The sequence below is a fragment of the Olsenella sp. An188 genome (assembly GCF_002160255.1).
GTDB classification, from domain to species: Bacteria; Actinomycetota; Coriobacteriia; order Coriobacteriales; family Atopobiaceae; genus Thermophilibacter; species Thermophilibacter avistercoris.
Genome location: NZ_NFKF01000006.1, coordinates 148,977 through 165,909 on the forward strand (window position 1 = coordinate 148,977; position 16,933 = coordinate 165,909).

The 16,933-nt window shown below is 57.5% G+C and carries 16 protein-coding genes; 15 read left to right on the forward strand and 1 reads right to left on the reverse strand.

Annotated features, from left to right (window positions below; all coding sequences use genetic code 11):
• The first annotated feature begins 202 nt into the window (after window positions 1–202).
• From B5F23_RS07770 to B5F23_RS09745, 5 genes are all read left to right on the forward strand, one after another.
• Window positions 203–1,222 carry a hypothetical protein gene (locus tag B5F23_RS07770; RefSeq protein WP_087353392.1) on the forward strand — a complete coding sequence of 340 codons (1,020 nt, stop codon included), beginning with the start codon at window positions 203–205 and terminating at the stop codon, window positions 1,220–1,222.
• Window positions 1,223–1,665: 443 nt separating this feature from the next.
• Window positions 1,666–3,012 carry a hemolysin family protein gene (locus B5F23_RS07775; RefSeq protein ID WP_087353394.1) on the forward strand — a complete coding sequence of 449 codons (1,347 nt, stop codon included), beginning with the start codon at window positions 1,666–1,668 and terminating at the stop codon, window positions 3,010–3,012.
• A 111-nt stretch (window positions 3,013–3,123) separates the two neighbouring features.
• Complete coding sequence (locus B5F23_RS07780; protein WP_087353396.1) at window positions 3,124–3,813, forward strand: cyanophycin synthetase family protein; 690 nt, start codon at window positions 3,124–3,126, stop codon at window positions 3,811–3,813.
• 56 nt (window positions 3,814–3,869) lie between these two features.
• The gene (locus B5F23_RS07785; protein ID WP_087353398.1) at window positions 3,870–4,313 is read left to right on the forward strand and encodes a YtxH domain-containing protein; all 444 of its coding nucleotides are present in this window, start codon (window positions 3,870–3,872) and stop codon (window positions 4,311–4,313) included.
• Window positions 4,314–4,316: 3 nt separating this feature from the next.
• A complete protein-coding gene (locus B5F23_RS09745) occupies window positions 4,317–5,390 on the forward strand; it encodes a PRC-barrel domain-containing protein (protein WP_087353400.1) in 1,074 nt (357 codons plus the stop codon).
• 321 nt (window positions 5,391–5,711) lie between these two features.
• On the opposite strand, the gene B5F23_RS07795 is transcribed toward B5F23_RS09745, so the two are convergent.
• Window positions 5,712–7,223: an endonuclease/exonuclease/phosphatase family protein gene (locus B5F23_RS07795; RefSeq protein WP_087353402.1), complete on the reverse strand. Its 1,512-nt coding sequence runs from the start codon at window positions 7,221–7,223 to the stop codon at window positions 5,712–5,714.
• A 408-nt stretch (window positions 7,224–7,631) separates the two neighbouring features.
• On the opposite strand from B5F23_RS07795, the gene loaP reads away from it, so the two are divergent.
• The 10 genes from loaP to B5F23_RS07840 form a co-directional block, all read left to right on the forward strand.
• The gene (gene loaP / locus B5F23_RS07800) at window positions 7,632–8,156 is read left to right on the forward strand and encodes an antiterminator LoaP (RefSeq protein ID WP_087353404.1); all 525 of its coding nucleotides are present in this window, start codon (window positions 7,632–7,634) and stop codon (window positions 8,154–8,156) included.
• Window positions 8,149–8,868: a sugar transferase gene (locus tag B5F23_RS07805; RefSeq protein WP_241145834.1), complete on the forward strand. Its 720-nt coding sequence runs from the start codon at window positions 8,149–8,151 to the stop codon at window positions 8,866–8,868. The genes loaP and B5F23_RS07805 overlap by 8 nt, the downstream gene beginning before the upstream one ends.
• Complete coding sequence (gene cps2T, locus B5F23_RS07810; RefSeq protein WP_087353406.1) at window positions 8,868–10,034, forward strand: beta 1-4 rhamnosyltransferase Cps2T; 1,167 nt, start codon at window positions 8,868–8,870, stop codon at window positions 10,032–10,034. Before B5F23_RS07805 ends, cps2T begins: the two co-directional genes overlap by 1 nt.
• Before the next feature lie 2 nt (window positions 10,035–10,036).
• Window positions 10,037–11,002, forward strand: coding sequence for a glycosyltransferase family 2 protein (locus tag B5F23_RS07815; protein WP_087353408.1), 966 nt, complete (start codon window positions 10,037–10,039; stop codon window positions 11,000–11,002).
• A gap of 16 nt (window positions 11,003–11,018) precedes the next feature.
• Window positions 11,019–12,170: a glycosyltransferase WbsX family protein gene (locus B5F23_RS07820; protein WP_087353410.1), complete on the forward strand. Its 1,152-nt coding sequence runs from the start codon at window positions 11,019–11,021 to the stop codon at window positions 12,168–12,170.
• The gene (locus tag B5F23_RS07825) at window positions 12,167–13,156 is read left to right on the forward strand and encodes a glycosyltransferase (protein WP_087353412.1); all 990 of its coding nucleotides are present in this window, start codon (window positions 12,167–12,169) and stop codon (window positions 13,154–13,156) included. Before B5F23_RS07820 ends, B5F23_RS07825 begins: the two co-directional genes overlap by 4 nt.
• A gap of 10 nt (window positions 13,157–13,166) precedes the next feature.
• Window positions 13,167–14,066, forward strand: coding sequence for a glycosyltransferase family 2 protein (locus B5F23_RS07830; protein WP_087353414.1), 900 nt, complete (start codon window positions 13,167–13,169; stop codon window positions 14,064–14,066).
• Between the two features lie 11 nt (window positions 14,067–14,077).
• Window positions 14,078–15,304, forward strand: a complete 1,227-nt coding sequence (locus B5F23_RS09610) for a hypothetical protein (protein ID WP_143786390.1) — start codon at window positions 14,078–14,080, stop codon at window positions 15,302–15,304.
• A gap of 2 nt (window positions 15,305–15,306) precedes the next feature.
• Window positions 15,307–16,761 carry a flippase gene (locus tag B5F23_RS07835; RefSeq protein ID WP_087353416.1) on the forward strand — a complete coding sequence of 485 codons (1,455 nt, stop codon included), beginning with the start codon at window positions 15,307–15,309 and terminating at the stop codon, window positions 16,759–16,761.
• 64 nt (window positions 16,762–16,825) lie between these two features.
• Window positions 16,826–16,933 (forward strand): sugar phosphate nucleotidyltransferase (locus B5F23_RS07840; protein WP_275083209.1); only part of this gene is annotated, 108 nt, incomplete at its 3' end.

Genomic DNA, 16,933 nt, shown 5'->3' on the forward strand with positions numbered 1-16,933 from the left:
TTGGACCCGTCTGTACGAGGGGCCGCTCGGGGCGCATGCCCTGAGCGGCCCCTCTTTCCAGCTTGCGATTAGCTTACGCCAGACTTTCGCTTATCTTCAAAACTAGTACAACCTAAAAGATATATCTATAAGCATAGACGTCAATTTTTACGATACCTTCTTCTCATGGCGTAGGGTTCTCACGGCACGGGGGAGGAGAGGCATGCGCGAGCTCATTGTTGGCTTTCAGACGGCGCTCGATTTCTGGCGGTCAGCCCGTATCGCCGAGGGCGGCATCGCCTGGCTGGAGAGCGAGGGCAGGATATTTGGCGCCCGCGACCTAACCCTTCGCGAGCAGGCCGAGCGCATCAGCGCCCTGTGTCACACCGAGGGCCCCATAGACGTCGTTGCCGCAAGGGCGGCCGCTCGATACGCTCGAGGCCCCGTTGAGAGTCACGTGTGGCGCGGCCCGCTGGGCGAGGGGTGGCTGTTTCGCCTGGGGGACGGCATTGCTGTCTGCCGCATGCCTGTTGTCCTTGCGCAGCTTGGTGCCGAGCTCGGCGAGATCGACCTCATGCGAATTGCCTACGAGATGACCGGGACGTATGGCCTGGCGGAGTGGGCGGACAAGGGGATGCGGACCGGCCTCAGCCCCCTCGTCGATCTTGGCGAGCTCCAGACGTACGCAGACTACGCTCGGGCAAACGGCGTCCGAGGAGCCTCCCGGGCAAGCGACGCCCTCAGGTGGGTCGTGCCCAACTCAAACTCCCCGCGTGAGACGGACGTCGCCATCCTCCACGTTCTCCCACGTCGACGAGGGGGTCTTGGGCTGGGAGGCTTCCGGCTCAACGACCGAATCGAGCTGCCCGCCGCGCTGGCCCAAGACCTCGGCAGGAAAACTCTGGTACCCGACTTTTCCTGGGGCAACGGGACCGTAACGGAGTACGACAGCCACTCCGAGCACGACTCCCCGGAGGCCCGCGCCCGCGACGAGAGCAAGCGCCGCGCCTATCGAAAGGCCGGGCTCGACTGCCTCACCCTGACGAAAGGCATTCTCGGGAGCGACCAGAGGCTGAACTCATACGCGTTGGAGCTCGAGGAAAGCCTGGGGGTAAAGCGCCGGCGGCCCACAGAGGCAATTCTGCGGCTGAGGTCCGCGCGTCGCGAGGAGCTCTTTGGCCCGGAGGTGACCGAGGAGGCGCTGCGCCGCCTCGGTGGCGGACTGCCAAGCCCCATCTGGTAGTTCCCGAGAGACGTTCGGGCCCTTCGTGAGGTGAGAGTGCTCTTCAGAGCGCATTCGGGCCCTTCGTGAGGTGGAGTTTGCGCGGGCGGGCAAGTACAGGCCTCGCATGGCAAGAGACGCTACCTGAGGTTTTGTAGTGTCGGCACGCTAACTCTGCCCAAAAACGGCCGCTGCCAGCCAAAATAGCCACCTCACGAAGGGCCCGAACGCGCCAGTCCGCCCCATCTCACCTCACGAAGGGCTCGAACGTTCCCGCTCGCCCCACCTTGCCGCCGTCCCAGGCCTCCGTCAGTGAATTTAGCCGCCAACGTACCCGCGCGCCGGCATCCTCCAAAGCAGCTACGCCCGCGACCTGCTAGAATCATCCTATTGTGCCGTTGGCGCCAGCGTCCCTGCCGGCGGCGCGCATCTGACCCCAGACCGAGGAGGTTGCGCACGAGCGCATGGACGTAGCGATAAGTATTGTGGTCACCTTCCTGCTCACCCTGGCCAACGGCTATTTCTCGATGTCCGAGCTGGCGGTGGTGAGCGCCAAGAGGGCGGTTCTCGAACCCGAGGCTGAGGATGGTGACCGCAAGGCACGTGCCGCCCTCAATCTTGCCTCCAACTCCGAGCAGTTCCTCGCGACCATCCAGGTCGCCATCACCCTGGTGGGCTTTGCGTCCTCCGCCTTCGCGAGCACGAGCCTCTCGGACCCGCTCGATACCTGGTTCATGAGCCTCGGCATGCCCGAGGCCATCGCCACCCCGCTGGCACCGGTGCTCATCACCCTCGCGGTCTCCTACCTCTCCATCGTCGTGGGCGAGCTCGTGCCCAAGCGCATGGCGCTCTCCAACGCCGAGTCCGTCGCCAAGTCCGTCGCGGGGCCCATCCGCGGCTTCATGCACGTGGCGCGCCCGCTGGTCTGGCTCACGGCCGCGTCGGCCAACGGGCTCTCGGCGCTCCTGGGCATCAAGTCCGCCGACGAGCGCGACAGCGTCTCCGAGGAGGAGATCAAGTACATGGTGACCGACGCGGACGAGCTCTCCGACCAAGAGAAGTCCATGATCCACGAGGTTATCGACATGGGCGACACCATCGCCCGCGAGGTCATGGTCCCGCGCGTGGACATGACCGCCCTCGAGGACACCTCCACGCTCACCGAGGTGCTCGCCGTGATGCGCCGCACGGGCTACTCGCGCATCCCCATCTACCACGACTCCGTCGACCGCATCGTGGGCATCGCGCACATCAAGGACATCATCAGCCCCATCCTCGACGAGGGCCGCGCCGCCGACCCTGTCTCCGCGCACGTCCGCTCGGCGGACTTCGTGCCCGACACCAAGGACATCATCCCGCTGCTCTCCGAGATGCAGTCCAGCCACGACCAGATGGTCATCGTGGTGGACGAGTACGGCGGGACCGCGGGCGTCATCACGATCGAGGACATCGTCGAGGAGGTCGTGGGAGAGATCGAGGACGAGTTCGACCCGGACAACAAGTACCTCACCAAGCTCTCCGACCGCGAGTGGCTCGTCGACGGCCGCTTCTCGCTGGACGACGCCATCGACCTGGGCTGGCCCGTCGAGGACAGCGAGGAGTACGAGACCATCGCCGGCTTCGTGACGGACCTCGCCGACAAGCTCCCGCACCCCGGCGACGTCATCGAGAAGGACGGCTACCAGTTCCGCGTGCAGTCGATGCGCGGCCGTCGCCTCTCGATGCTGCGCGTCATCGCGCCCGAACTGTCCGCCGAGGACGCGGAATCCAACGCTGGCGGCGAGAAGGACGTGGACTCGGCGGAGAAGTAGGCCCGCGCCCCCGACATTAACTACAATGGTTGGATACACGACGCTCGTGAGGACGTTCAGTACGCAGCCCGCCGCGCCGGCGCCGGGCACGAGGTGAGGGGAAGCCGCAGCATGGCTCAGCTTTTCGACATCAAGAAGGTCGTGGTGGGGCCGAGGAACCTCGAGGCCGTCGTGGAGGTCGCGCCGAGCGCACCGCTCATGACGAGCGACGACACCGAGGGCACCGAGCTCGTGCTCGACCTCATGCCCGCCCTTGCCGACCACCTCTGCCTGGGCGACTCCTCGCCGCGCTTCGGCGACGTCGTGGCCGACACCGAACTCGCGCACCTGCTCGAGCACGTGAGCGTCGAGCTCCTGGCCCGCACCGACGCCGCGGGTGACACCCCGAGCGGCCAGACCACGCAGGTCGGCGAGCGCACCTACCAGATCACCCTCGCGTGCCCCGACGACGTGCTCGTTGCCGGAGCGCTCTCCAGCGCCGTCTGGATCCTGCAGTGGGCCTACTCCGGCGGCGGAGAGCCGCAGCCGGACGTCGACGCCATCGCCGACGGCCTCGTCGGCCTCGTGGAGAGCCTCGATCCCGCCGCGGCGGGGGAGGGTCCCGTCGAGGAGCCCGCAGACGTCGCCGAGGGTGAGCCCGAGGCGCCCGTCCAGCAGCCCGCGGCCGAGACCCCGCCCACCGACGCTGACGCCGCCCCCGCGGACCAGCCGGTCTCTCCCGACCCCGCGCCCGCCCGCGGCTCCGCGCCCCGGGACGGCTGGGACATGGACGACGTCCCGCGCCCCCGATTCGTTCGCTAGTCGTTTAGACGGCGCCTCGCGCGCCCGCATGTAGACAGCACTGACAGGAGGACCTCATGAACAAGAAGACCGTCGGCTTCATTCTTGGCAGCATCGTCGGCGCTGCGGCGGGCGTCGTCGCGGGCGTCATGCTCGCCCCCCGCTCGGGCGCCGAGAGCCGCGCCATGGCCGCCGATGCCATGAACGACGCGTGGGACTCCGCGGTCGACACCTACGAGCGCGGCGCCAGCGCCGTCAACGACAAGCTCAGCGGCGTGCGCCCCGTCGTGGACGCCAAGACCGACGAGCTCCGCGCCAAGGTCGACCTCGCCCGCGAGCGCATGGACCAGCTCCGCGACTCTCTCTCCGAGGCCGTCGCGAGCGCGTCCAGCCAGGTGCAGGACGCCGTGACCAACGTTGCCGACCGCGTCTCCGCCATGGCCGACGAGCCCGTCGACGCCAAGCCCGCCGACGCCGTCCACGTTGAGGTCGTCGACGCCGACGAGACCCCCGAGGCCTAGCCCGTGCCAAAGGTCAGCGAGCTCACCGGCCTGCGCGTCCTTCTCCACAAGAAGACAAAGACCGCCAAGGACGGAACCGTCACGGACAAGTACCTCAAGGTCGGCAAGGTCCACAACGCGGTCTTCTCGCCCGACGGCGCGCGGGTCGTGGGCTTCATGATCAAGCGCCCGGACGTGGCCGGGATGATCAAGCGCGAGGACGCGTTTCTCGCCTGGGACTCCTACGAGCGCATGGACGAGAAGACCCTCCTGGTGTCGCGCCCGGACGACGGGATGGACGCCGCCGCCATCAAGCGGCTGCAGCTCAACTGGGACGCCTGCATCATGTGGGCCGGCATGGACGCGCGCACCGTGGCGGGCAAGCCGCTCGGGTACGTGTCCGACGCCGAGTTTGACGAGAAGACCGGCGTGGTCAGCCGCTTCCTCACCGCCGACGGCGGGATGGCGCGCGCCCTCATCGGCTCGTTCGTGATTACGCCCGACATGGTCCGCGGCTATGCGGACGGCTGCATGGTCATCGACCCGGGCGACGCGACCCCGCAGCTCGACGGCGGTCTCGCCGGCGCGGCCGGGGAGGGCTACGCGCGCGCCAAGGCCAAGGGTGCCGAGGTCGGCAAGAAGGTCGGCGCCGTGGCCGGCCAGGCCGTTGACAAGGGCTCGTTCGCCCTCGGCCGCGCGCTCGGCAAGGCCAAGCGCGCCATCGCCGACGCCACCGCGCCCGAGGAGGAGCCGCAGCCCCAGGCGCCCGCTGTCGAGGCGGCGGACGTCAGGGTCGAGCGACCGGTCGAGCGCATCGCCGAGAAGAGCGCAGGTCCCGCGGACGCCCCCGCGCGTCCCGCCCCCAAGACCTACGCGCCCGTCGCGGACGGTGCGGCGCCCAAGCCCGGGCCTGGTCCCAAGCCCAAGGCAGCCGGCGCCGCGCCGAAGGCTGCCCCCGCCGCCAGGAAGAAGCCTGCCGCGAAGAAGCCTGCGACGACCGGGGACAAGGTCGCCCGTGCCGCCGGCAAGCAGCTCGGCTCCCTCGGCAAGATGTTCGGTTCCTTCAAGGACGAGTTCGACAAGGCCAGCAAGGGCTAGCCGCATCAACCTATCCTGCTCTCGTCATCCACTGTAGGAGCTCCCGGTCATTTCCAGCAGGGAAGCCGACCGGGAGCTCCTACGGCATTCTCGATGAGGTCACCTGCGACTGACTTGCGCCGCCTGTTTTCCTCTTCCGGACCCTGCCAACCGGTTGTCAGTGGTTTTTCGGGGTACCCAAAGTATCAGCGCGCTCCGGCTCAGCAAAACTGCAGGTAGAGAAATGGCACCAGAAAGGTAGTACTTAAGCTGCTCGGAAAAAACCACAGACAACCGCCCGCATACGCCTGCGTGCGGCCCAAACGCCGACTCGAACGCTCGCTACGACACCTCGAGCACGCCGATCAGCGCCCGGTGATCCGTCCCGCTGACCTCCACGGCCTCCAGCTCGCTCACCACGATCCCGGAGTCGCGCGCGTACACGATGTGGTCGATCTCGATGAGCGAGGGCAGCGCGCCCGAGGGGTAGGTCATGTGGAACCCCTCGCCGGCCTGCTCGCCCGCGTCAACGAAGCCACTCCCCAGCAGCTCGCGGAAGCGCGCGTGGTTCCACGTGGAGTTGAAGTCGCCCATCACCAGGTAGGTGTGGTCGTAGTCGGAGAGCGAGCCAATCACGGAAAGCCCCTCGTCCCAGAGGTCCTGGGCGCCGCGTACCGGCGAGTTGGGGTGCACGCTCACCACGCGCACCGCCCGCCCGCCGATCTCAATGGTCCCCGCCGGCATGGAGCTCGTCTCGATGGGCAGGAGGTTGCCGGAGACGTTGCTCATGGGCGCCATCGTCCAGATGCCGTTGCGACCTCCGTTGCTCACCTCGGAGGCGGCGTCGGAGATCACGTAGTACGGCAGCACGTCGTAGATGCCGGCAGCGGCGAGCTCGCTCAGGAACTCGTCCGAGAGCTCCTGGAGGCAGAGCACCTCGACGTTCTTCTCGCGCACGAGGGCCACGACCTCCTCCGCGGACGCGTCGCCGTTCTTGGTGTTGAGCGTCATGACGCGCGCGACGTTGTCCGAGGTATCGGCCGCCGTCTGCGCCGTGAGCGCCGCCGCGTCGGAGACGCTCGATCCCGGGAGCAGGAAGCCGCGGTGCCACCAGGCCATCGTTGCCAGGGCCGCGACGGTGACCACCAGGAGCAGCCGACGGCGCCACAGTGCGGCCAGCACGAGGCACGCAAGGATGGGCGCAAACAGCCACGGGACAAACGAGACCACCTCGGGCACCAGCCGCCCGTTCGCCAGCTCCGACGGCAGCATCCGCAGCGCCATGAGGGCAAGGACGCCCAGCATGACCAGCCAGAGCAGGAAGGAGAGGCAGCCGTGCCGGGCCGGTCGGGGACCATGCTCCCGCGGCTCGCGGCCGCGGCGAGAAGGGCCTCCGCCCGCAGGCCCCGCGCCACCGGCGGCCGCCTCGAGCTCCCACGCACCTCCCGCCTCTCCCGTGCTCGGGGACGCCACGGCAACGCGCGGCCCCGGCGCGGTGTCTCCGGGGGAGGGGACGGTGCCAACGGCGCGAGGCTGGAGGAGCGTCGAGGAGGGCTCGAGCCACTCGTCCACGGCGGCAGCCGCGCCGGTTTCGGAGGCCGGCTCGGGGGCGGCCATCGTCATGGCCCACTCCTCGTCGGACATGGGCTCCCAGCGGACATCGGTGTCCTCGTCGTCGGAGGGGAGGCCCGACGCGCCCGCGGGACCCGCGCCGGCGGCGCCGAGCAGCGTGGTGGCCTCGTCCTCGGGGGACGCGGCGCCCAGCAGCACCGTCGCCTCGTCCGAGGGCGCGAGGACCGTCTCGTCCGCGCCCAGGGCCTGCGTCTCGTCGTCTTCCGTGAAGTGTCGCGCCATGGTCCCTCTTCCGTTGCCTTCACGCCCCATCGTAGCGGAGCGGCCGGACATTCACGTGTTTCCCACGTGCATTCCAGAATGCGCAAGATCTCCCGCACCATGGTCCTTCTCGCCAGTCATTAATAAATGATAATTTAACTATCCCGGTTCTTTCACCCCTCTGTAAGATTGCGCTGAATTTATTCAAGGGGGCATAGAAACGCCTCCGGGTTATGCGATGATGTCTGCTGCATATGTCTGACGGCCGCCTGCGGCCCGAGGGCATGTCCCGCAGGCGCGGGGCTCACATATCCTTCCGGCGGGCAATCGTCGCTGGGTGCGCGTTGTCGCGGCCGCCAGGAGAATGAATAGTCGCAGTTGTTGCCGGGAGCGGCACATGGCGAAGCCTTGCTGAAAGAGGGTGATGCCATGGCCAAGTCCTCTCTTTACGTGATTCAGGTCACGGGTGGCCGGGAAGAGCGCGCGCGTCAGCTCGTGCTGCGCCTGCTGCCGGACGTGGCCGAGGATTGCTATACCCCAGCGTACGAGGCCATGAAGAAGATCCACGGCGAGTGGAGGCTCTGCCGGGGCGTTCTCTTCCCCGGATACATCTTTGTCCAGACGACCGACCCCGCGGCGCTTGCGCACAGGCTCGCGAGCGTGCCCGCGTTTACCCGTCTCCTTGGCAACAGCGAGGACTCGTTCATTCCCCTGACGGACGACGAGGTCGCATGGCTCAACGCCTTCACCAACGTCCAGACCCACGTGGTCGAGATGTCAGAAGGCGTCATCGAGGGTGACCGCGTGCTGGTGACCAAGGGCCCCTTGCGTGGCCACGAGGCCCAGATAGCACGCATTGACCGCCATCGGCGCACCGCCGAGCTGGAAGTGCACATGTTCGGCAGAACCAAGAGGATCAAGGTTGGACTCGAAATCGTTAGAAAACGTGCTTAGCTCCACCGGCCTACTCGGCGAGAAGAACCCGTCGATAGTTGACGCCGCCGCCAACGGCACCTTTCGCACGCACTATCGACCCGAGCTCGGGCGGCGTGGCTACCGCATTGCCAAGCGCGCCTTCGACATAGCGTTCTCCGCCGCCGTCATAGCCGTGGCGGCCATCCCGTCGGCGCTGCTCTGCCTGGCCATCCGCCTAGAGAGCCCGGGGTGCCCTATCTACTCGCAGATCAGGATGGGCCGCATCGACCGCGACGGGACCCTCCACCCCTTCCGCATGTACAAGTTCCGCAGCATGTACGCGGACGCCGACGAGCGCCTGGCGGAGCTCCTCGACAAGAACGAGGTCGAGGGCGCCATGTTCAAGATGAAGGACGACCCGCGCGTGACGATGATCGGCCGCTTCATCAGGAGGCACTCCATCGACGAGTTCCCGCAGTTCGTGAACGTGCTGCTGGGCCAGATGAGCGTGGTGGGTCCGCGTCCGCCGCTGCCGAGGGAGATTCCGGAGTACGAATCGCGCGACTTCCGGCGGCTTACCGTGAAGCCCGGTCTCACGGGTCCTTGGCAGGTGAGCGGACGTTCCGATTTGAGCTTCGAGGACATGGTCAATCTCGATCTCGAATACATCGATAAGAGGTCCTTCCTCTACGACCTCAAGCTCATCGCAAGGACCGTAAAGGTCATCTTCACGGGTGAGGGGGCCGCGTAGTGCAGCATGTCTTCATCGTGGGGTCCAAGGGCATCCCGGGTAGCTATGGAGGCTACGAGACCTTCGTGGACAAGCTTACGGAGTACCACCAGGACAAACTCAACCTTAAATTTCACGTTGCCTGCAAGGCCAGGGAAGTCGGCGAGTTCGAATACCACAATGCCCACTGTTTCAAGGTGAGGGTGCCCGACATCGGCCCCGCACAAGCCATCTATTATGACGTGAGCGCGCTCAAAAGATGCGTCGCGTACATCCGTGAGCACAAAATTGCGCATCCTATCGTCTACGTCTTGGCGTGCCGCATTGGGCCTTTCTGTGCGCACTTTGAACGCCAGATTCACCGACTGGGTGGCAAGCTTTACGTCAATCCGGACGGTCATGAGTGGATGCGTGCCAAGTGGAGTGCCCCAGTGCGCAGGTACTGGAAGCTGTCCGAGCGGCTTATGGTCAAGCATTGCGACCTGCTGATTTGCGATAGCAAGAGCATCGAGAAGTACATCAACGTGGAATACGTGAAGTGCCACCCCAAGACAACCTACATCTCCTACGGCGCCGAGACGCGTAAGAGCAAGCTCGCCGATGACGATCCAAAGTTGCTCGACTGGTACGCTAAGAGGGGCCTGGCGTCCAAGTCCTACTATCTTGTGGTAGGACGCTTTGTTCCCGAGAATAATTATGAGACGATGATTCGCGAGTTTATGAAGAGTGGCTCCAATCGAGACTTTGCGCTTATCACGAACGTCAACGACAGGTTCCTTGACGAGCTAGAGCAGAGGACCCACTTTCGCTCCGACCCTCGGATTAGGTTCGTGGGAACGGTCTATGACCAGGAGCTCCTCATGAAAATTCGCGAGAACGCCTATGCATACCTCCATGGTCACGAAGTGGGCGGAACGAACCCGAGCCTGCTCGAGGCACTGGGATCAACTGACCTTAACCTGCTGCTCGACGTGGGCTTCAACCGTGAGGTGGCCGAGGACGCCGCACTGTACTGGACGAAAGACTCCGGCAACCTAGCCGCGTTGATTGATTACGCCGACGCGCTTGATGAGGGGCAGATCGAGGGGCTGGGGGAGGCTTCGTCGCGTCGTATTGCTGAAGCGTACAGCTGGCGCAGGATTGCTGATAAGTATGAGCACCTTTTTGTGAGAGGAACAGTCGGCTAGATATGAGTAATAAGCCAGAAATAAGCGTAGTTATTCCCATCTATAACGTGGAAAAATATATGCGGCGCTGCGTCGATTCGGTCCTTCAGCAAGAATTCGATAATGCGGAGATTATTCTCGTTGATGACGGTTCGACGGACCAGTCCGGAGTAATTTGCGATCAGTATGCTGCTGATTACGACACGGTCCGAGTGATTCATCAGAGGAATAAGGGTCTCTCCGGCGCAAGAAACGCTGGAATTGACGTGGCTCGTGGCGAGTGGATTACCTTCATTGATGGTGATGATGTCGTAAGCACACACCTACTCTTCACGTTGTTTGAATTGGCAAATAAGTATGACGCTGAGATAGTCTCGATTGATCCAGAGCATATTGCCGAAAATGAAGAACCGGAGTTTTGTTACTCGAACCAAACTGATTGCTATGACTACAGAGCAGCGATTCTAGATGTCCTTTATCAAGATGGCATCTATCCGTCAGCATGTGGAAAGCTATATAGAACAAAGATTTTTGATAAAATTCGGTTCCCGGAGGGGAAACTATTTGAGGACATCGCTGTTATGGGGCCATTATTCGAGGGATGCTCGAAAATAGTGTGGAACAAATCAAGACTATATGGATACGTCCATAGAAAAAATAGTATAACAAACAGAATATTTGATCAAAGAGACTGTGACATTCTTGAAATATGTGACCAATATTGCGAGCGCTATAGAAAAGACGAGATACTATACCTAGCCGCGAAGTGCTACAGAGCGAACTGCTCCTTGAGAGTTTTACTGCGCGCTCCAATTGATGAGAAATATCAAGAGATTAGAAGTAAGTGTAGTGATCTAATATTAAATGAATATACGGAAGTGCTTAATAATAGACGTGCGAGGACAAAACTCAAGCTGGCGTTGATTCTGTTCCGCTATGCCCGACCGCTTCTATATCGAATTTACCCCTACATTAACCGTTGGAAATAGCCTAAGGAGACCCATATTGAAGGTAATCGCTTTCTATCTCCCGCAATTTCACAATATCCCGGAAAATGATAAGTGGTGGGGCGATGGGTTTACCGAATGGGTAAACGTAAAAAAAGCTACGCCACAATTTTCAGGCCATTATCAGCCACATGTTCCTCTCAACGACAACTATTACAACCTATTGGATGACGAAACAAAACGCTGGCAAATTGCTCTTGCAAAAGAATACGGAGTGTACGGGTTCTGTTACTACCATTATTGGTTTAATGGCAAGCTGCTCTTAGAGAAGCCGATGGAACAGATGCTTGCCGATCCGACCCTTGATCTGCCGTTCTGCATTTCTTGGGCAAACGAGCCGTGGACAAAAGCTTGGGTTGGAGAGAACAAGGTTTTAATGCCGCAAACATATGGTGGCGAGCCCGAGTGGAGGGATCACTTCGAGTACCTTCTCCCGTTTCTTCGAGATAAAAGATATATCGTTGATGGCATGGGTAGGCCGCTGTTTATTATCTATCGACCTGAAATTGTACCCTGCCTAAACGAGATGCTCGACTATTGGAACGCGCTTGCCATTGAGGCAGGCTTTGAGAATGGAATCGCATTCGGGTATCAAAACGTTGACTTCGATTTGATTCACGATAAAGACGATAGCAGGTTCGCATTTGATATCGAGTTTGAGCCGCTTTACGCTTATCGTGACATGACGAAGAGTAAGCATAAGTATCTGCGCGCAATTCGACGAAGCTTGTCAAACAATCTAGGAAAACTGTTCGGAATCGATTTACTCAACGTAGGCCAGGGAATCATTAATCGTGGGAATAGGCCTCTTTCTTATGATGATGCCTGGGAGTGCATTTTGACGAGAAGGCCGGTAAGCAAAAAAAGTATACCCGGGGCATTTACGGGTTTTGACAACACTCCGAGAAGAGGCAAAAACGCAAAGATATACTTTGAATCAACTCCCGAGAAGTTCGAAAAGTACTTAACATGTCAGATAAAAAGGGCACGGGAGGTCTATCACTCCGACATGCTGTTTATTACTGCTTGGAACGAATGGGCTGAAGGCGGTCACCTTGAGCCTGACGAAAAGTATGGCTACAGGTACCTTGAGGCGGTGCGTAAAGCGTTGCAAAATAACAATGAACTGCCCGACGAGAATGACCGGTGAGCATACAGATGAATTCCGAAAGAGCTGTGCCGAGGGCCCTGGTCATGATGGCAACGTATAACGGGGCGAAGTATCTGAGGGAACAGCTCGACTCAATCTTTTCCCAAAGACATATAGAAGTTGAAGTGATGATTTCCGACGATGTTTCGACTGATGAAACTATCGAAATATGCAAAGAATACATTAACAGAAATTATCCTCTAAAATATGCGGTCAACAGAACCAACTTTGGATCAAACCAGAACTTCATGAGAATGCTGTATGGAGTGGATGCGAATGCATATGATTTATATGCATTTTCTGATCAGGATGATGTTTGGCTACCAGAAAAGTTGGGCAAAGCGTGGGCTGAAATAAACAGCAAAGAACTGCAGCTCAACAGGGAGGGGACCCAACACAAATCTCATCCGATTTTGTATTGTTCAGATTTAATTAATGTTGACGAAAGCTTACAAAACCGAAGACGGGAGCTTAGAGGGCTAAATCTTCATACATTTTTACGGGCAACACCAGTAGTGCGAAACTATTATTCAGGCTGCACAATGGTAATGAATGGCTCAATGGTGAGGTTGCTCCAGCAAGCGCCCCAAACATGCTTTGCGACATATCATGACGCGTGGTGTCACCAGGTCGCATTTTACTGCGGTCATGTTATTTATGACCTGGAGAGTGCAAACATATTAAGAAGGATTAGCGGGCTAAATCAGTTGGGCGAACAGTTGCCCGGAATGGATTTCAAAAGAGCCTCGTTACGCAATATTTTCCTTAAAACACCCGCCCATGAATGCCAGCTCGCAGCAACGCGACTGCTGAGCGGCTATTCCAATTTTATGGATTCAGAGGATAGAGAGATGCTCAGATCGCTTGCAGAGTACAGAAACACAGCTCACGGGAAGATTGAGTGGGCCCTGAGTTCAAAATATGGCTCCACATCAATCATGGACACACTACTAATTCGAACGAAGTTCTTGCTTGGACGGTTGTAGGCGAAGGCATATGAGTGACGAAAAACTTGTCTCAGTAATCATACCAACATACAATCGGGCAAACACCATATCCGAATCGATTCAAAGCGTGTTGGCTCAAACGTATCGGAATCTCGAAATACTCGTAATCGATGACGGCTCAACTGACAACACGTGCGAAGTAGTTAAAAGCATCCGTGATTCAAGGGTGCGATATGAGCGGCAGGACAATGCCGGAGCCTGCTCTGCAAGAAATGCGGGAATTAACCTAGCGAGTGGAGATTATATTGCCTTTCAAGATAGCGATGATCTTTGGGAGAGCGACAAATTAATGAGGCAGGTGCTGGCGTTAGACTCTACCGGGGCGGACGTATGCATATGCAAAATGTTGAGCGTAAACATGTTAAGCGGAGCCGCGAACGTGGTTTCTCCTCGACAGGACGGGATTAGTCTTGAAGCCTTGCTTAAGGGTAACTTTATTAGTACCCAAATGGTGGTTGCACGTGCTGAGTGCTTTAATGAGGTGAGGTTTGACGAGCGACTAAAGAGACTTCAGGATTGGGATCTTGGAATCCAACTCATTAAACGGTACGTATTTACATATGTGCCTGAAGTACTGGTGACACAAAGGATACTTAAAGATAGCATTACGTCAAAGGATGAGCTGCTAATTCCAGCATGTAAGTACATTCACACTAAGTATCAGTGCGAATATAGCGAGCACGCGAAATCGGATGCTGTATTTTTGGCGTGGCTTGGAGAGCTATACAAAGATACTGGCTCAATTAATGCCTTGCACTCAGAGCAGTGTTTTAGAGCAAGTCTCAAAAGATCCGTCAGGCCAGAAGTGCTGGCCAAGTATATTTCGATAGCTGTTTCCAACAGAGTCAGCTCACTTGTACGGAGAAGCTCCGTACAAAGAGGCAGATAGGGGCGGCTAGCTTGAGCGTAAGGAGATTCCAATCAGCGGCTATAGGTGTCGAAGGGCTTATCCAAATCTGGAACTCGAAGCACCTGAATAAGGCAGAGATATTCTATCTGCTGGGCTTATTCCTATACGAAGTGTCCTCTATACTGGGAATTTCCCTGCTTGCTGAAAGCAACACGGTTGTCCCAAAGGCAGTAACGCTACTCAAGTATTCTGCTTTTGCATTGGTTATTATTAAAATAATAATGATTAGCTATGATGGTGCAACAGCCTTAAGCTGCTCTGCATTAATCATGGTTGGTATGATTACGGCTCAATATAGCTTCGACTCAAAAATACTCGACCTTGCAATTATGGTTGTGGGGGCAAGGAAAGTAGATTTTAATAAAATATGCAAAGTGCTCTACACTACTGCTGTGGCAGTAGGGTGTATAGTTGTGCTCTCCTCCTTACTAGGATTTGTAGACAACGCCACAGTTGTCTCGGTGACAGAATCAGGGGCTACAAGGATACGTCGATCGTTTGGATTTGCCAGTCAAAATGGATTGGGTGCGACTTGTCTTGCCGTGTGCTCGAGCTACGTGTTAAGCCATCGTGAGAAGCAACCATTTGGGAGAGCGTTGGCGTTTGCGGGAGTTGCCCTTGTTTTGCTGCTTGTTGTCGATACAAGAACAGCCGCCTACTCTATTCTTATCATGGATGCGATGTGGTTGCTAATTCATCGTGTAAATAGTCGAGTGGCTCTGCATGCCTCATTGATTGTTTGTCTGCTCTGCGTGTTTGCGGGCGTGTTTCTTCCGTTTGCGTACGAAGATAAAGGTTTATTTCAGGTTATTGATGGATGGCTGAGCGGGAGGCTATCTTGTGCGAGCTGGTTTTTGGGAAGCCATGATATTCCTCCGTTCGGCCAAGAAATACATTTCCTCAGCACGCAAGACGCGGCTGCTCTTGGATTAACGGCATCAGTCTTGGATAACGCGTATATCCATCTACTGCTTCATTACGGCGTGCTTTCATTGATTGCGATCGTTGCTGTATATGGGTTGTTGGTTAGACGAGCATTTTCCAGCAAAGATGCTCTGATGTGCTCAATGGTTGCACTGATTTGTGTTCTGGGGATGCTAGAGACGTGGCTCTTTATGCCGTCAATATCAGTGCTGCTGATGGCAACGTATGCGGACTTTCCTAGAGGTCAGATTTCAAACGGTAATGTCGGCCACCCAAATGCCGCGGATGATTAAAGATGAGCATCAGACACAATTTTATATACAATCTATCTTATCAAATATTAAGCTTGATTCTCCCTCTCGTGACGGCTCCCTTTGTCTCAAGAGTGCTGGGTGCGACCAATCTCGGAACGTATTCTTATACGTATTCTGTTGCGTATTACTTCGTATTGGTTGCGATGCTCGGCGTGAACAACTATGGGAATAGGGAGGTTGCGAAGAATAGGAGTAACCCTAGGCACCTCAGAGAAGTCTTTTGGAGCATATGGGTACTCCAATTTGCTCTATCAGTGGCGTGCACTGTAATATATACAGTATATTCGCTGGAGTTTGCAGACGACCGGGTCGTTTCATTAATCTGGGTTCCGTATGTCATCTCAGCAGGACTTGACATCAACTGGCTATTTTTTGGCCTTGAGCAGTTCAAGCTTACAACGGTAAGAAATACGGCGATTAAAATCATTACTGTTCTTGCCACGCTCGCTTTAGTGCAAGGTGAGAATGCGCTCCAAATATATGTCTGCATCATGTCAGCTCAATTCATCATTTCGGCTCTAGTGCTTTGGCCTGCGGCAATTAAAAGAGTGCCTCCCATTAAGGTTGAAATCAGAGGGGTGTTGAGCCATATAAAACCGAACCTAGTACTGTTCATTCCTGTGGTTGCGGTTTCTCTCTATACAGTGCTTGACAAGGTAATGCTTGGACAAATGAGCACAATGGAGCAGACTGGGTACTTCGAAAACGCGTATAAAGTTGCAAATATGCCTTTTACAGTAATTACTGCATTAGGAACAGTCATGTTACCGCATGCATCAAATTTATTTGCAAGCGGCAGAAAGTTCGAGGCAATAGAACATATGGCGCCGTCCATGTGGTTTGCCATGCTGCTGTCTTCAGCATTTTGTTTTGGACTAACGGCAATAGCTCCCGAATTGGCTCCGGTATTCTTTGGACCGGGATATGATCCGTGTTCGATACTTATGATTGTAATAGTGCTAGATATGCCGTTTATGGCATGGGCAAACGTAATACGTACACAATGGCTAATTCCAACGGGCAAAGATCGCTCCTACATATCTTCAGTTATGCTTGGAGCGGTTGTTAACCTGGCCTCAAATTGTATCCTTATTCCTCGGTTCGGCGCTTTTGGGGCCGCTGTTGGAACACTTTTGGCAGAAATTACAGTCTGTGTTGCACAAACGGTTGCAGTGAGGCAAAGCCTTCCAATAAAACGCTGGATTAAGGAAAACATTCCAAGTCTAGTAAACGGGCTGATTATGCTGGGCGTTGTGCGAATGTCCGCCGGGTTTGTTGAGGAAGACGTCGTCGGGGTTCTCGTCGAAATAACCGTGGGCATGGTAACGTTTACGCTGATTACGCTGCTCTGGACAATGCTTACGAAAAACGAATACGCCGAGAGCTTGGTTCTCACTCCAATCAAAACATTTGTTGACCAAAAAATCGGCGGGTGAAGTTTGTGGTGCGAGAAGCCATTTAGGCAGTAAGCGCACAATGAAGTTAAGGAAGGAGCGCCGCATGAAGGGCATCATCCTCGCGGGCGGCTCGGGCACGCGCCTGTACCCGCTCACCCTCGTGACGAGCAAGCAGCTGCTGCCCGTCTACGACAAGCCGATGGTCTACTAC

Coding starts and splice junctions, on each gene's coding strand:
- B5F23_RS07780 (WP_087353396.1), top strand. CDS start 3,124: ATGGCTCAGCTTTTCGACATCAAGAAGGTCGTGGTGGGGCCGAGGAAC.
- B5F23_RS07795 (WP_087353402.1), bottom strand. CDS start 7,223: ATGGCGCGACACTTCACGGAAGACGACGAGACGCAGGCCCTGGGCGCG.
- B5F23_RS07835 (WP_087353416.1), top strand. CDS start 15,307: ATGAGCATCAGACACAATTTTATATACAATCTATCTTATCAAATATTA.
- B5F23_RS07830 (WP_087353414.1), top strand. CDS start 13,167: ATGAGTGACGAAAAACTTGTCTCAGTAATCATACCAACATACAATCGG.
- B5F23_RS07770 (WP_087353392.1), top strand. CDS start 203: ATGCGCGAGCTCATTGTTGGCTTTCAGACGGCGCTCGATTTCTGGCGG.
- loaP (WP_087353404.1), top strand. CDS start 7,632: ATGGCCAAGTCCTCTCTTTACGTGATTCAGGTCACGGGTGGCCGGGAA.
- B5F23_RS07815 (WP_087353408.1), top strand. CDS start 10,037: ATGAGTAATAAGCCAGAAATAAGCGTAGTTATTCCCATCTATAACGTG.
- B5F23_RS07785 (WP_087353398.1), top strand. CDS start 3,870: ATGAACAAGAAGACCGTCGGCTTCATTCTTGGCAGCATCGTCGGCGCT.
- B5F23_RS07775 (WP_087353394.1), top strand. CDS start 1,666: ATGGACGTAGCGATAAGTATTGTGGTCACCTTCCTGCTCACCCTGGCC.